Annotated in this window: 14 protein-coding genes; 9 read left to right on the plus strand and 5 right to left on the minus strand. The window is 51.8% G+C overall.

Annotation, left to right across the window (positions count from 1 at the left end):
• Positions 1–141: 141 nt before the first annotated feature.
• The 3 genes from eat (at position 142) to GTU76_RS08800 (ending at position 2,495) form a co-directional block, all read left to right on the plus strand.
• On the plus strand, positions 142–1,506 hold the full coding sequence (eat, locus tag GTU76_RS08790) for an ethanolamine permease (RefSeq protein WP_160058933.1): 1,365 nt from the start codon (positions 142–144) through the stop codon (positions 1,504–1,506).
• A 129-nt stretch (positions 1,507–1,635) separates the two neighbouring features.
• Positions 1,636–1,803, plus strand: a complete 168-nt coding sequence (locus tag GTU76_RS08795) for a DUF2897 family protein (protein ID WP_007908505.1) — start codon at positions 1,636–1,638, stop codon at positions 1,801–1,803.
• A gap of 137 nt (positions 1,804–1,940) precedes the next feature.
• A complete protein-coding gene (locus GTU76_RS08800; protein ID WP_180698448.1) occupies positions 1,941–2,495 on the plus strand; it encodes a TetR/AcrR family transcriptional regulator in 555 nt (184 codons plus the stop codon).
• On the opposite strand, the gene fabF is transcribed toward GTU76_RS08800, so the two are convergent.
• From fabF to GTU76_RS08820, 4 genes are all read right to left on the minus strand, one after another.
• The gene (gene fabF, locus GTU76_RS08805; protein WP_180698449.1) at positions 2,492–3,766 is read right to left on the minus strand and encodes a beta-ketoacyl-ACP synthase II; all 1,275 of its coding nucleotides are present in this window, start codon (positions 3,764–3,766) and stop codon (positions 2,492–2,494) included. The genes GTU76_RS08800 and fabF overlap by 4 nt on opposite strands.
• Before the next feature lie 22 nt (positions 3,767–3,788).
• Complete coding sequence (locus GTU76_RS08810) at positions 3,789–4,592, minus strand: SDR family NAD(P)-dependent oxidoreductase (protein ID WP_180698450.1); 804 nt, start codon at positions 4,590–4,592, stop codon at positions 3,789–3,791.
• A gap of 211 nt (positions 4,593–4,803) precedes the next feature.
• Positions 4,804–5,139 (minus strand): ComEA family DNA-binding protein, encoded by a 336-nt coding sequence (locus GTU76_RS08815; protein ID WP_016986929.1) that lies wholly within the window; start codon positions 5,137–5,139, stop codon positions 4,804–4,806.
• Positions 5,140–5,251: 112 nt separating this feature from the next.
• Positions 5,252–7,246 (minus strand): polysaccharide biosynthesis protein, encoded by a 1,995-nt coding sequence (locus tag GTU76_RS08820; RefSeq protein ID WP_016986930.1) that lies wholly within the window; start codon positions 7,244–7,246, stop codon positions 5,252–5,254.
• Positions 7,247–7,557: 311 nt separating this feature from the next.
• Between GTU76_RS08820 and cysC the strand changes: the two genes are divergently transcribed.
• The 6 genes from cysC (at position 7,558) to GTU76_RS08850 (ending at position 14,674) form a co-directional block, all read left to right on the plus strand.
• Entirely contained in the window at positions 7,558–8,148 is a 591-nt protein-coding gene (gene cysC, locus GTU76_RS08825; RefSeq protein ID WP_016986931.1) for an adenylyl-sulfate kinase, read from the plus strand.
• The gene (locus GTU76_RS08830; RefSeq protein WP_180698451.1) at positions 8,145–9,533 is read left to right on the plus strand and encodes an FAD/NAD(P)-binding protein; all 1,389 of its coding nucleotides are present in this window, start codon (positions 8,145–8,147) and stop codon (positions 9,531–9,533) included. Before cysC ends, GTU76_RS08830 begins: the two co-directional genes overlap by 4 nt.
• A 314-nt stretch (positions 9,534–9,847) precedes the next feature.
• Positions 9,848–10,825 (plus strand): glycosyltransferase family 2 protein, encoded by a 978-nt coding sequence (locus tag GTU76_RS08835; RefSeq protein WP_246376023.1) that lies wholly within the window; start codon positions 9,848–9,850, stop codon positions 10,823–10,825.
• A 279-nt stretch (positions 10,826–11,104) separates the two neighbouring features.
• Positions 11,105–12,136, plus strand: coding sequence for a GDP-mannose 4,6-dehydratase (gene gmd, locus GTU76_RS08840; protein ID WP_175553544.1), 1,032 nt, complete (start codon positions 11,105–11,107; stop codon positions 12,134–12,136).
• 85 nt (positions 12,137–12,221) lie between these two features.
• Positions 12,222–13,196, plus strand: coding sequence for a GDP-mannose 4,6-dehydratase (locus tag GTU76_RS08845; RefSeq protein WP_016986935.1), 975 nt, complete (start codon positions 12,222–12,224; stop codon positions 13,194–13,196).
• A 59-nt stretch (positions 13,197–13,255) separates the two neighbouring features.
• Positions 13,256–14,674, plus strand: a complete 1,419-nt coding sequence (locus tag GTU76_RS08850; RefSeq protein WP_180698452.1) for a mannose-1-phosphate guanylyltransferase/mannose-6-phosphate isomerase — start codon at positions 13,256–13,258, stop codon at positions 14,672–14,674.
• Positions 14,675–14,758: 84 nt separating this feature from the next.
• Here GTU76_RS08850 and GTU76_RS08855 read toward each other — a convergent pair whose 3' ends face one another.
• Entirely contained in the window at positions 14,759–15,751 is a 993-nt protein-coding gene (locus GTU76_RS08855; RefSeq protein ID WP_016986937.1) for a glycosyltransferase family 2 protein, read from the minus strand.
• Positions 15,752–15,772 lie beyond the last annotated feature (21 nt).

The raw sequence follows: 15,772 nt of genomic DNA on the forward strand, positions 1-15,772 counted from the left end.
TGGCGCACAAAAAGCAGCGATTCCCCCGCGAACATCCCCGATACGACAGCTTTCAACTCATTACGACTTGTTTCACCGCAATGGCACGCCCGCTGCAAACGCCCTCCCCTGAGCTTTCCAAACCGTTCAGGGAGCAAACGCATGAACACACAACTCAAACCCACGCTGGGCACGTTGCACCTGTGGGGCATTGCGGTGGGGCTAGTGATTTCCGGGGAGTATTTCGGCTGGAGTTACGGCTGGGGCGTCGCCGGGACATTGGGTTTCCTGGTGACCTCGTTCATGGTCGCGACCATGTACACCTGTTTCATCTTCAGTTTCACCGAACTCACCACCGCGATTCCTCACGCAGGCGGGCCGTTTGCCTACAGTCGCCGCGCCTTTGGAGAAAAAGGTGGATTGATCGCGGGCCTGGCAACGCTGATCGAATTCGTCTTCGCGCCCCCGGCGATTGCTTTGGCCATTGGCGCGTATCTCAATGTGCAATTCCCAGCACTTGATCCGAAACACGCAGCCGTCGGCGCCTACATCGTGTTCATGGGACTGAACATTCTTGGGGTGAAACTGGCGGCGACCTTTGAGTTGATTGTTTGCGTGCTGGCCGTGGCTGAATTGCTGGTGTTCATGGGCGTGGTCGCCCCTGCGTTCAGCTTCAGCAACTTCGCCCTCAATGGCTGGGCGGGATCTGACGTGTTTGGCGCGCCGGCGATTGCCGGGATGTTCGCGGCCATTCCGTTTGCAATCTGGTTTTTCCTCGCCATCGAGGGTGCGGCAATGGCTGCCGAAGAAGCCAAGGATCCGAAACGCACGATTCCCAAGGCGTACATCAGCGGCATTCTGACGTTGGTACTGCTGGCGATGGGCGTGATGTTCTTTGCCGGTGGTGTCGGTGACTGGCGCACTCTGGCCAACATCAACGACCCGCTGCCGCAAGCCATGAAAACCGTGGTTGGCGACAACTCCGGCTGGTTGCACATGCTGGTGTGGATCGGCCTGTTCGGGTTAGTGGCGAGTTTTCACGGCATCATCCTCGGCTACTCGCGGCAGTTCTTCGCTCTGGCCCGCGCCGGTTATCTACCGGCCTCGCTGGCGAAACTCTCACGCTTCCAGACGCCGCACCGCGCCATCATTGTCGGCGGCATCATCGGCATCGCCGCGATTTACAGCGACGGTCTGATCAACCTGGGCGGCATGACCCTCACCGCCGCGATGATCACCATGGCCGTGTTCGGCGCCATCGTGATGTACATCATGAGCATGCTCAGCCTGTTCAAACTGCGTAAATCGGAACCGAATCTGGAGCGTACTTTCCGCGCGCCGTGCTATCCGTTGATTCCAATGATTGCATTGGTGCTGGCGGTGGTGTGTCTGGTGGCGATGGCCTGGTTCAACGCGTTGATCGGCTTGATCTTCCTTGGCTTCATGGCGGTGGGCTTCGGTTACTTCCTGCTGACCGGACAACTGCGTGCCAACGCACCGGCCGATGCGATGCTGACAGGTAATTGAGGGATTTCGGGTGTACCGGGTGCAAGCGGCCTAGAATGGAACCACTGCGAAGTCACTTCGCTCAAACGTGGTATGCAGCGTCGCACGGCGAAATCCTCGCCCGTCGACCTGCCCTTAAGGAGAGCCGTTATGCCTTGGTATGCCTGGTTGATTCTGGTGGTTGCAATCGGCTCGATCGTCGGCGGATTGATGATGTTGCGCGACACCGCCAACAAGGTCGATCTGACCGATGAAGAACGCCGACGCGTTGCCCAACGCAATGCCGAAGCTGATGCCAAAGATGCACAAGACCGCTGAACACAACCCCGCCTGATTGGCGGGGTTTGTGCTTTTTATAGCCATTGGACCTATCTGCACGCTTTTAAGAAGTAGAAGTACAGTCACCATCTAATTTTCCTTGGTTAAGATGGGGACATTGTTGCGGAGAGTTTCAAATGCGTTATTCGCAGGATCATAAAGCCCAGACCCATCAGCGCATCATCAAGGAGGCTTCGGCACGCTTTCGCAAGGACGGAATCGGCGCTACCGGTCTGCAACCCCTGATGAAAGCGCTGGGCTTGACCCATGGCGGTTTCTATTCACATTTCAAATCCAAGGACGAGTTGGTCGAGAAGGCTTTGCAAGAAGCCGGCAACCAGGTCGACGGGTTATGTGCGGAGATTTTTTCACAGGACAACCCGCTTGATGTGTTCATCGAGACGTACCTGTCCGAATGGCATCAAACGTCGCCCCATGAAGGCTGTCCGTTACTGACCATTTCTTCGGAGCTGGGCCTGCGCGGCCAACCGAGTCCCACCAGTGACGTGGTCCTCAACGCACGGCTGGAGCAGATCGAGAACAGCCTCGAAGGTAAGAACAGCGCTGACCGCGCCATCGTTATCATGTCGACACTGGTCGGCGCGCTGCTGCTGTCACGCAGCGTCGCGGATGCCGAGTTTGCGCAACACATCCTCGATGTCACCCGCGATCACCTCAAGAACCGGGACTAAGCCTGCCAGCGCTTGAACAATACGCTGGCATTGACCCCGCCGAAGCCAAAACCGTTGGACAGTGCATATTCGATCGGAATTGACCGCGACTGGCCATGGACGATATCCACACCGGCACTCGCCGGATCCGGATTGTCGAAATTGAGCGTCGGTGGTACCACCTGATCACGAATCGCCAGTAGCGTGAAAATTGCTTCAAGCCCGCCTGCAGCGCCGAGCAAATGACCGGTGGCTGACTTGGTCGAGGTCACGGCGATTTTATTCTGCGTGCCGAACAACGCTTTGATCGCCGCCAGTTCGCCGAGGTCGCCCACCGGAGTCGAAGTTGCGTGAGCATTGAGATGCTGCACCTGATCCGGCGCAATAGCTGCCTGCGCCAGCGCCAGCGTCATCGCCCGCCGCGCCCCGCTGCCATCTTCAGGCCCGGCGGTCAGGTGATAGGCGTCAGCGCTGGTGCCATAACCGACCAGTTCCGCCAGCGGTGTCGCACCACGAGCCAGGGCATGCTCAAGGGATTCGATCACCAACAGGCCCGCGCCCTCGCCCATGACAAAACCGTCACGCCCGCTGTCGAACGGCCGCGACGCGCGCTCCGGGGTGTCGTTGTAACCGCTCGAGAGTGCCCGCGCTGCCGCAAAACCGGCCAGACTGACGCGGTCGATGCAGGCTTCCGCGCCGCCGCACACGGCAATATCCGCTTCGCCGGCGCGGATCAATCGCGCCGCATCGCCAATCGCTTGAACACCCGCAGCGCACGCCGTCACCGGCGCACCCAAAGGCCCCTTGAGGCCGTGTTGAATGGACACGTGCCCTGCCGCGAGATTGACCAGAAACGACGGAATGGTGAACGGCGACAAACGCCGAGGACCACGGCTGTCGGTGGTGCGTACAGCGTCGGCAATCGCACCGAAACCACCGACACCGGAACCGATGATCGTTGCGGTACGCTCTTGGTGTTTGCTCTCTGACGGATGCCAGCCAGCCTGCTCCAGCGCCTGCCGGGCAGCCTCCATGGCGAACAGAATGAAGCGGTCCATCTTCTTCTGTTCCTTGGGTGGCGTGGCGCGATCCGGATCAAATCCTGCTTCAGCGTCCTCTTCCAGCGTCGGCACCGCGCCGCCGACTCGCGTGGGCAAATCAGCGACCACTGCTTCAGGCAGGTTACGCAAACCAGAACGCCCGGCCAGCAAACGCTGCCATACGACTTCAAGATCGCTGCCCAAGGGTGAAACCAGGCCCATGCCCGTGACGACTATTCGACGCGAATCCATACCGTGGTGACCTCTGATCAATTCAATTTCCGGACTTGTAACGTTGAGCTGCCGAGCTGCGGGAAAGGTTCGGCGCCATGACATGGCGAGCAGCAACAAAGGCGTGCCATTCGCCTGCATCAGGCAGCGAAGGAATGGTGATCAACTCGCCCTGATCCAGACCGGCCAGCGCCGCATCGACCATTTCGTCCGGGTCCATGACCATTTCTGCCGGAATAGCACTGGCATCGATACCGGAGCGTTCCCAGATTTCGGTGCGGGTCACACCCGGCAGCACGGCCTGGACCTGTACTCCGGTGCCTTCGAGTTCGCTGTTCAGTGATTGGGTGAGGCTCAGTACATAAGCTTTACTGGCGCTGTAGGTAGCGTTGAAGCGCTCCGGAAACAGCGCCACCACAGAGGCGATGTTGATGATCGCGCCGCGACCGGCTTTGGCAAAACTTGCCGCAGCAGCCGATGCCAATCGGGTGACCGTGGTGACATTGAGCTGAATCAAACGCTCCAGCTTCTCTGGATCGGCATTGGCCAGCAGACCATCCGCGGCAACACCCGCGTTGTTGACCAACAAACTGATACTCGAATCGCTGCGCAGACGCTGCTCCAGCCTGACCACGTCATCCTTGTGCGTGAGATCCGCCTTGAGTACCTCAACCTGAACACTGTGGGCATCACGCAATTGACTCGCGGTGTTGTCCAGACGCTCCTGATCACGAGCGACCAGCAATAGATCAAAACCGCGTGCGGCCAACCGCTGAGCGTAAATCGCACCGATACCGGAAGATGCCCCCGTTACCACTGCCGTACCTTGAGACTGGACAGAATTCATGACAATGCTCCTGAAATACCTGAGAGGACAAACAATCTCTGATGTGTAATCGATGCAGAAGACGCCAAATTATTATAGGCATAATCTCAGCTCAATATGATAGCCGTAATTTTTAATGATCCGACCAACATCCGCTTGTCTTCCCGTTGTGCCCTTCAGGCAAAACAAAAAGGCCGGTCAATGACCGGCCCACTGGCGTTGAATAATCAGCTTAGTTGACTTCCAGCTTCTCGCGATTGCGATCCAGAATGGCCTTGCCGATCCCCTTTACTTCCAGCAACTCATCCACCGAGGCAAAGGGACCATTTGTTTCGCGATACGTAACAATCGCCTTCGCCTTGGCCTCACCTACGCCGGACAATTCTTTCTGCAAGGTTGCCGCATCGGCGTCGTTAAGATCGATTTTTGTACTCTGTGAAATCGCGGCAGAATGCGTAACCAAAGGCGCCTTTTCAGATACCAAAGGTGCGACAGGCGCCGCAATAGTGGCGATTGAAGCACTGCTGAGAAAGGCAAAAATCAGCGAATAAAAGTAACCCGTACGCATTGATGAAGCTCCATGTCATCGTTTGAGAAAGCAGCTTTTCCGAAGCTGCTCCTCAAACTTAGGTCATGGCAGGCGCATGTCAAAAATGCGTGAGTTACAGAATGTGAAACAATCAAGGCTCCAGCCGGCGCTGCTGATGGATCCAGTCGACGATTTCACCGTCAGGCGTGTAGCCACTGACCGTTTCGCGCAGAAGCTGACGGACCCTGGCGTAATCATCTTCCTCAACCGCCATAAGCAGTTCGCTCAACCGTGCTTTCAATATTTCCCACGGCAGGTGATCTTCATTGGCAGTCATGATCATTGGGTGGGGTGTGGCGGCAACGTTGTCGCCGATCAACAGCTCCTCGTAGAGCTTTTCGCCAGGACGCAGCCCTGTGAACTCAATGGAGATATCACCCTGTGGATTGCGATCGGAACGAATGCTCAGACCAGACAGGTGAATCATTTTCTCGGCGAGTTCAACGATTTTCACCGGTTCCCCCATGTCCAACACGAAAACATCTCCACCCTGCCCCATCGAACCGGCCTGGATAACCAGTTGTGCGGCCTCCGGAATGGTCATGAAATAACGGGTGATTTTCGGGTGGGTGACGGTCAGCGGACCACCTGCTTTGATCTGGCTGTGAAACAGAGGGATCACTGATCCGGAGGAACCCAGCACATTGCCAAAGCGCACCATCGTGTAACGCGTTTTATTCACTCGCGAGACATTGGCCTTGTCACCGAATAGCACCGGTGCGACTTCGCGACTGAGCGCCTGAAGCGTGAGCTCCGCCAAGCGCTTGGTACTGCCCATCACATTCGTCGGCCGTACCGCCTTGTCGGTCGAGATCAGGACAAAGTTGGCAACCCCGGACTGCAAAGCTGCCTGCGCAGTATTGAGGGTACCTATCACATTGTTCAGTACGCCTTCAGCAACGTTGTGCTCAACCATCGGCACATGCTTGTAAGCGGCGGCGTGATACACCGTTTCGACCTGCCAGGTGGCCATCACATCGAGCAATTTGTGCTGATCACGAATAGACCCGAGAATCGGCAGCAACCTGACAGGCGTTGACTCCCGACGCCCACGCTGTTCGAGCTCGGAAAGAATGCTGTAGAGGTTGAACTCGCTGTGATCGAATAGAATCAGTGTGGTCGGATTCAGCGCGAATATTTGCCGACAGAGTTCGGCACCTATCGAACCGCCAGCTCCCGTAACCATGACGGTCTTTGCTTTGATGCAACGCTCAAGCAGATCAGGCTGCGCAGGGACTGCATCGCGACCCAACAAGTCGGCAATATCAACTTCCTGGATGTCTTCGACCTTTACCCTGCCGCTGGCCAAATCAGTGAAGTTGGGAACACTGCGCACATGGAGCGGAAAACTCTCCAGCAGATTCAGAATCTCCCTGCGGCGTGCTCTTGTCGAAGACGGTAGAGCCAGCAGTATTTCCTGCGCCCCCGTTTCATCGATCATTTGTTGAATATGCTTGGGTTTGTAGACCTGAAGTCCGGAAATGGACCGATCGGCAATCCCGGCATCGTCATCGATAAAAGCTACGGGGCGCATGACACGCCCCATTCGCAACGCCGCGACAAGCTGATTCCCGGCCACACCCGCGCCGTAGATAGCGACTTTGATAAGCCCGTCATCCCGACTCGTGAACGGAACGTGTTGAGCGGCATCGAACCAGTCGCCCATGAAATACTGGCGCATGCACAAACGCAATCCGCCGATGATGACAAGGCTGAGCCACCAGTAATTGAAAATGATCGAGCGAGGAATCACAGCCTGATGATTGCTGTACCAATAAACCACCAGGGCGAGAATCAATGAAGACAGACTGACCGCTTTGATAATGGCAATGAGCGCATCGTTACCGAAATAACGCATGACCGCCCGGTACATGCCGAACCGGATGAAAAGAGGCACTGCAATGACCGGCGCACAGACAAAAAGCCAGAAGTGGACCTTCAACGGGTTGTACATATCGTCGATGCCGAGACGTACGATAAAGGCCAACCACAGCGCGAGCCATACGAGCACGACATCCGTCGCGACCTGAATCAGCCTTTTCTGCCTGCGAGGCAGGCCAAGCAACAAAGTCCGTACCTTATCCATTACCCCTCTCTGAGCGTGACGCCCACTCCTTAATCACAGCGACCTTCATTGTACTCACCTCGCTGGAACAAGCAGAAACGAATAAAGCACTATCCGGACAAGCGCGCTGGCCGGTACGCTTTTTGCTTCATCCAGCGAGCGAGCATTTTACGTAAAGCCTCGCTACAATCGTAACCTAAGCGGCACAAGGAAATTGTCGTAAAATTGACGCGTCGGGCAGTACTTCGGAGTTTCCGCTGACGAGTTTCGCTGACATTTATGACCGCCCCGTCGCACTTCAATTGAAAACCCAATCGAATTCACGAGCCAAAATGTCCAAAAATATTACCGTTCATACACAGTCTGTGGACGCGGCGCGTCGAAGCTCATTAAAAAATCAGCGCCCTGTCGTAATTTGGCTGACTGGACTGAGTGGAGCCGGAAAATCCTCAGTGGCCAATGCACTGGAGCTGGCGCTATGTGAAGCAGGCAACCACACCTATCTGCTTGACGGGGATAATCTGCGCATGGGGTTGTGCAGGGATCTGGGATTCAGCGACGACAGCCGAGTGGAAAACATCCGGCGAGTTTCCGAGGTTTCCAAGCTCTTCATCGATGCCGGCCTGATTGTCATCACTGCATTTATTTCTCCATTCCACCGAGACAGGCAGTTGGCGCGGGAAGTAGTCGGCAATGAGTCGTTCATAGAGGTTTTCGTCGACGCTCCGCTGTCCGAGTGCAAGAGAAGGGACCCCAAGGGGCTCTACAAAAAAGCAGAGCAAGGATTGATCAAGAACTTCACCGGCATCGATTCTGCTTACGAGGCCCCTGAAAATCCTGAAATTCGCATCAACACACTCGAACATGATGTGAATACTTGCGTAGCGCAAATCCTCAAGTATCTGAAAGAAGTGTACATATGAAGTCTCTCGTAATTATCGGAGCCGGTTTTAGCGGGACCGTGGCAGCGATTGAATTTTTACGTACAGCACCTGAGGGTTCCACACTCCTTATTCTCAATCGTTCAGGACAATTGGCCAGAGGCCTTGCTTATGGCACTAACAGTGCGATACATCTTCTGAATGTACCTGCTGGCAATATGTCAGCAATTGTCACCGAACCTGACTCCTATCTTGATTACTGCAAATCTCAGGACAAGGACATCACTTCGAACTGCTTTACGCCCAGAAAAATGTATGGCGAGTATTTGGAGTCTTTGCTGACCAAAGCGGAGTCAGATGCGCGTGGACGCGTTGATTTCAAGCAGATCACCGGCAATGCCAAGCGCATTTCCGCGTTTGAGACAGGCGCCAGGATCGAACTGGATACCCGGCAAGTAATACTTGCGGACCAGATCATTCTTGCGCTCGGGCATTTTCCGCCACTGTCACCCGCAGCATTGCGTCCGCTACAGGATTCTCCGTGCTTCATCAAAGATCCTTGGTCGAACGATATATCGAAGCTCCGGGACAGTGACGCGCCAGTCTTGCTGGTCGGTGGAGGACTGACGGCGCTGGATGTGATCTCGAGTTTGAAAAAATCGAACCACACAGGCGAAATAACAATGCTTTCCCGGCGTGGTTTGCTCCCCATTCCACACAGAGTCAGCAGAGGTTCGACACACTCGCATCCTGAACTTATTCTGGAACTGACGCAAAAAGTCCCCGACATTCTGGGTTATTTCCGCACGATCAGAAGTTATATAAGCAGCAACCCTGAAATGAATTGGCGGGATGTAATCGCGGCGATTCGTCCTATAACGCCCAAACTCTGGCTGAACCTTCCCGACAAGGAGCGCCGTAGATTCTTACGCCACCTTCAACCCTACTGGGATGTTCACCGCCACCGTGTGGCGCCTGCGACATATGAGGTATTTGATGCGAGCCTTAAAGTAAAAAAAATAAGGACTCTCGCAGGCCGCTTGCATTGCGCTGAAGAGATCGCATCCGGTGCCAAAGTATCGGTCAGATTACGAGGTGAGCAGCATCTGACAGATATGACCTTTAATTACATCATCAACTGCACCGGCCCGAATTCAAACCCTTCGCTTATAAATGAAGAGTTGATCAAAAACCTGGTGCTTGAAAACCTGATCAGCATTGACGCATACGGACTCGGAATCAACGTAACTCAGGATCTGGCAGTCATTGATCAGACAGGAAATGCTTCTTCCTGGCTGAGTTATGTAGGGCCGATGCTGAAAGCGAATCTATGGGAAGCGACCGCCGTCCCTGAGCTTCGTATCCATGCGTCGGAAGTAGCGAAAAAAATTGTTAGATTATTCAATGAAGAAGCATTGAAAGCCTAGTCTGGTCAATTTCACACATCAACCCTCCCCGAGCGTACTGCCACCACAAGCATGGTATGCCAGGGGGAGGACTCGCTACTTCTGCTCAAGCGTCACTGGGGGCAGTTGTATAATAAACAGGAGAATCATTGGTAAAGATGGCACTCCAACGCAGGAACATTAATTTATTCAAAGCTGTGTCTACCCGTCCCCTATAGATACAACCATTACATTTTGCAGTGCGGTGCGTGGGAGCAATCAGACCTGTATAATCACTAACCATGCCGTTTAAACAAGGCCAATCTCCATAAAATTCAGGGACAACGGACTCACCTTTGGAAAATCAGTCATTTCTAAACGCCCCCGACCGCAAGCCACCTCCTCAGCGCTCTAAAGCAGTAATCGGGGTGTTGCTCTGCACATACAATGGTGAGCAATATCTTTCTCAGCAAATCGACTCGATCATCGATCAGTCCCATGAGAACTGGAAGATATACGTCTCTGATGACGGCTCAACTGATGATACTCTCCAAATACTTGAAAGCTATAAAAAGCAACTAGGCGAAGAGCGACTGCAAATCTTCCAGGGCCCTCAAGACGGTTTCGCCAAGAACTTCCTGTCATTGATCAATCGCGAAGAAATTGACGCAGATTATTTTGCATTTTCCGATCAGGACGACATTTGGCTCAAGGACAAACTCGAAAGAAGCTTACATCTCCTCTCAAACACTCCTGGCAATGCACCCAATTTATACTGCTCACGCACGTTATTATTTGGAAGCACGCAAACCAAAAGCGAAATGTCTCCGCTTTTTCAAGCCTTACCGAGTTTCAAAAATGCTTTGGTACAAAGCCTGGCCGGTGGCAACACCATGCTCATCAATCAACAAAGTCGTGAATTGCTGAAGCGTATCGACAGCAACCAGAAGATCATCTCCCACGACTGGATTACTTATCTGGTCGTAAGTGGATGTGGCGGCCATGTGGTCTATGATCCCGAGCCTACTGTTCTCTACCGGCAACACGAAAACAATTTGATAGGCGGAAACATGAACCTGCGCGAACGTGTGAGCCGATTGAGAAAGGTGCTGAGTGGTAGTTTCATCGAATGGAATGATCACAATCTGGTCATAATAAATTCCTTCAAAACATTATTAACCGAGCAGAACAAAGCCACACTTGAGATTTTTGAACAAGCAAGAAACAGCCATTTATTTGGGCGGATCGCACTCATCGTAAAGTCCGGTGTATATCGACAAACCGTGGCGGGCAATATCAGCCTGGCCCTTGCAACGATCTTGAACAAACTCTGACAGAACCTGCTGACAGAACGGGCTGTAACGCCTCCAGAACAGCCCTCTCCCTTCAGAAAAACAGCCTCGTTCGCCGCCGAAAATTTGACATCACTTGCACAGGTCCGAAACACCTCCCTCCGTTAGCCTCCTGAAGGCTAAAAATTCATTCGAACAGTGCAATAGCCTCCTGCATATCGTAAAATCGAAGGTCGAGTCGGATTGAACCGATGAACATTTTAGCTAACGCGATAATGTTAAAAAAAGCTTTGGAAAGTACCTCGTGTCTGGAGACCACAAATGAAAGCCGTTATTACAGGAATCACTGGTCAGGATGGCGCCTACCTGGCGCAGCTCCTGCTTGAAAAGGGCTATACCGTATTTGGCACCTATCGCAGGACCAGTTCTGTCAATTTTTGGCGCATTGAAGAACTAGGCATCGAAAATCATCCGAATCTGCATTTGGTCGAATATGATTTGACTGACCTCTCCGCAAGCATTCGCCTGCTGGAATCCACCGAGGCTGTTGAAGTTTACAACTTGGCGGCACAAAGTTTTGTTGGAGTGTCTTTCGACCAGCCTCTCACTACAGCAGAGATTACAGGCTTGGGCGCAGTGAATTTGCTCGAAGCTATCCGTATCGTTAACAAGAAAATTCGCTACTACCAGGCGTCGACATCGGAGATGTTTGGTAAAGTTCAAGCTATTCCGCAAAAAGAAGACACGCCTTTCTATCCAAGAAGCCCGTATGGCATTGCCAAACTATACGCACACTGGATGACCATCAACTACAGAGAGTCGTATGATATTTTTGCGACAAGCGGAATATTGTTCAATCATGAATCCCCGCTTCGTGGCAGAGAGTTCGTGACTCGAAAAATTACCGATGCCGTTGCTAAAATCAAACTTGGTAAACAAAAAACTCTAGAACTTGGCAACATGGATGCCAAGCGCGACTGGGGTTATGCCAAGGAGTATGTCGAAGGCATGTGGAGAATGCTCCAGGCGGAGACACCGGACACATTTGTTCTGGCAACTAATCGTGCAGAAACGGTCCGTGACTTCGTTTCTCTGGCTTGTAAAGCCGTAGATATCAATCTTGCCTGGGAAGGAAACGGCGAGCAGGAAAAAGGTATCGATACAGCTACAGGCAATACGATTGTATCGGTGAACCCGAAGTTCTACCGCCCTACCGAGGTAGATCTGTTACTGGGCGACGCCACCAAGGCCAAGGAAACCCTCGGCTGGGAAGCAAAAACATCTCTGGAAGAACTGTGCCGCATGATGGTTGAAGCGGATATGAAAAGAAATCAGATAGGATTTTCGTTCTAAGAGAAAACCGTGCCCTCTTCTGGCTCATCACTCCTGGAAAGGTCATGAGGTGAGCCAGCCGGCTTTAATCCAGAGGTGACAAGCATTGAAAAAGCTACTTTTAACGGGCGCCAACGGATTCGTCGGTAACGTTTTACTTGAGCACCTGCTCAATGCGGGATATCAGGTAACCTGCACGACCACATCACCTGCTAAATCACAGTCAGGCGATTACGAATCCATCAATCTTGACATTCGTGACGGTAAAGCAGTCGAGGCTGCCGTCAGAAAAGTAAAGCCGACACACCTTATCCACTTAGCAGCCATTTCCAATGTCGCCACCAGTTTCAGTGCCCCCTATCTGACATGGGAAACAAACGTCCTCGGCACAATTAACATTCTGGAAGCGATCAAAACCCAAGCGCCAGATTGTTTTTCGCTATTTGTAAGTTCTTCAGAAGTCTATGGATCAGCATTCAAAAGTAACATCCCCTTGAATGAGGAGAGCAAATGCCTGCCACTCAATCCATATGCGGCTAGCAAATTAGCCACTGAAGCGGCGATTGGTCAATACTTCGCAACATCCCTGAGAGGGATAATCGCGCGCCCTTTCAATCATATCGGCCCAGGGCAATCCCCCGAGTTTGTGACGGCTTCTTTCGCCAAGCAAATCGCCATGATTGAAAACTCCAAACAAGAACCAGTCATCCACGTAGGAAATCTCGATGCCAATAGAGATTTTCTGGATGTACACGATGTCTGTCGTGCATATATCAAGTTGTTAGAGTCGAAGCAAAACGACCTGCCGCACAATACTTACAATATATGCTCAGGAAGGGCTTACAAAATCAGAGAGCTGCTTGAAATGATGCTCAGCCAAAGCGATGCAAGTATTGATATTAGACTTGATCCCGCAAGGCTTCGTCCTTCCGATATACCGTTTGCCGTGGGCTGCAACAACAGGATAACCACTGATATCGGTTGGCACCCAGAGAAGTCGATTGAGGATGCGCTAGGATCGCTTCTAAACTATTGGAGGGAGCAATCGAAAAACGCCGCCCTTCGCAACCGTGCGCTTTAATGGTACGCGCAACCTCCGAAGCTTTTTCTGCTAGAGAAGCAAATCTCAGGGATAAATAGATGTTAATTCCAATAATTTTGAGTGGCGGAAGCGGAACGCGGCTTTGGCCACTGTCCCGCAGGGACTTACCAAAGCAGTTTCTGGCACTGGTTGATGAAGAGCAGACGCTCTTTCAGCAAACGTTGGCAAGAGCGTCCCGTCTCCCTGAAGCGCAAGCGCCTATTATTGTTTGCAGTGAAACGCATCGCTTCGTAGCGGCCGAACAAGCACGGGCTCAACTGGAAGGCAAACCAGCTGCCATTATTCTGGAGCCTGTTGCAAGAAATACCGCGCCTGCAATCACCGCGGCTGCGTTGTTGGCACAAGAAATCGACAGCAACGCCAACATCATCGTTTTTCCGGCCGACCACATAATCTATGACAGCGACAGCTTCATAAAGGCAGTAACAGATTCATATCCACTGCTTGAGAAAGGGCATCTATTAACTTTCGGTATACGCCCGCAAGCTCCAGAAACAGGATTTGGATACATTCGTCGCGGAAAAACCATTGGCTTTTCGGCTTTTGCAGTTGATAAATTTGTAGAAAAACCCGACTTGCCCAAAGCCATTGAATACCTCGAATCCGGCGATTATGACTGGAACTCCGGAATATTCATGTTCAAGGCTGCTGATTTCATAAGTGAAATTGCACGCTATGCGCCGGATGTATTAACCAATGTCAGCAATGCGGTAAAGAATTCCGACAAAGACATGGACTTCATCCGGCTGGAACAAGCCTCTTTTGAGTGTTCGCCAGACGTATCCATCGATTACGCGGTGATGGAAAAAACAAAGAAAGCGGCAGTTATTCCAGTTGAGTGTGGCTGGAATGATATCGGATCTTGGTCGGCTCTTTGGGAAGTTCTACCAAAGGACGAAAACCAGAACCACATCAAGGGTGACGTTATCACTATTGATACCCAAGCCAGTATGATCATGAGCCATGACCGTCATGTGATCGCCACTGTGGGAATTGATAATTTAATCGTTGTGTCGACACCTGATGCGACACTGATCGCTGCCAAAGACAAGGTGCAGCACGTCAAGTCAATTGTAGACAAACTTAAAGCATCGAGTCGTACCGAGCATCTTTCTCACCGAATCGTCTATCGCCCTTGGGGATGTTACAACTCAATCGACTCTGGAGCGCGATTCCAGGTGAAGAGAATCATCGTCAAACCTGGTGCCTCTCTGAGTTCGCAGAAACACTATCATAGGGCTGAACACTGGATAGTCGTCTCAGGCACTGCAGAAGTCACTTGCGACGACAAAGTGCTGTTACTATCAGAGAACCAAAGCACGTACTTACCATTAGGCTCTGTACATCGCCTTCATAATCCAGGAAAGCTACCGCTGGAGCTAATTGAAGTACAATCCGGAAGTTATCTCGGAGAAGATGATATCGTTCGGTTTGATGATATATACGGAAGAAAGTAAAAGAATATTTAGTTAGCCCGGGTTTCCAGGGCTAACTAAATAACAACAGCCTACCTGCACGCCATCAGCAGCACCTGCAACCCATTATTTGGCATCATCTGTTTTATATCGATCCAGCAATCTGCGATGCCAAGGTTTTTTAGGGACTGCTGCAATATCATAAGAAATGAATGCCAGTATCAATTGCAAGCCCGTCAAGATTGGAAGGGCAGAAAGCATAACCGTCCCTGCTGGCGTGACCGTTCCCTTATTGATCGACGAGATCCACTCCCCTAGACCGAACACAACACCAAACACCATCAATGCGACACCGATGGGTAGCTCGAAAGAAGCTATGGACAAATCCCTCAGGTAGTAATTGTAGAAAATTCGCTTGAAAAAATTTCGGCAATGCTTCATCAAAAACTCGCCAACAATTTTCGATATTTTCAAATTACTGACTTCATCGCCGTAAGTCGCATCCATCGGAACATCTTGAACTACCGCCCGAAGAATATTCAGACGGAACAATATATCCGTTTCAAAAAAATAGCGTTTGCTGATTTTTTCAAACGGCAGGTGTTTAGCAACATCAGCATGGATAGCGGTATATCCATTGGTAGGATCGAATAGATCCCAGTAGCCCGATGAGAACTTCGTCATAAAAGAAAGGACAGCGTTACCGAAAATCCGGATACCCGGCATAGCCCGCAGTTCTTCAAGGTCATAGAAGCGGTTACCTTTAGTGTAATCCGCTTCACCTGCGAGGATAGGTTCAGCAAAGAACGATACAAGAGACGGGTCCATCTGCCCATCACCATCAACTTTTACTATTACCGCCGCGCCATCAGCAATCGCCTGCTTATAGCCGGTCATTACAGCACCACCAACCCCTTGGTTGATTTCATTGTATAAAACAACTACGCGTGGATCTGTACATATTTCTTTGATGTAATCGCCGGAACCTTCCGGGCATTTGTCATCTACTGCGTAAATCCGCCAGACCTCATCACCAAAACCGGCAATGACTTTTTCAATATGCGCTCGCACCTTATAGCAAGGAATAACGACAGCTATTTTATCTCGATTTTTGCTCATGACACTCTCATCATCTAAATA

Origin of the sequence: Pseudomonas crudilactis (genome assembly GCF_013433315.1) — a bacterium.
GTDB classification, from domain to species: domain Bacteria; phylum Pseudomonadota; class Gammaproteobacteria; order Pseudomonadales; family Pseudomonadaceae; genus Aquipseudomonas; species Aquipseudomonas crudilactis.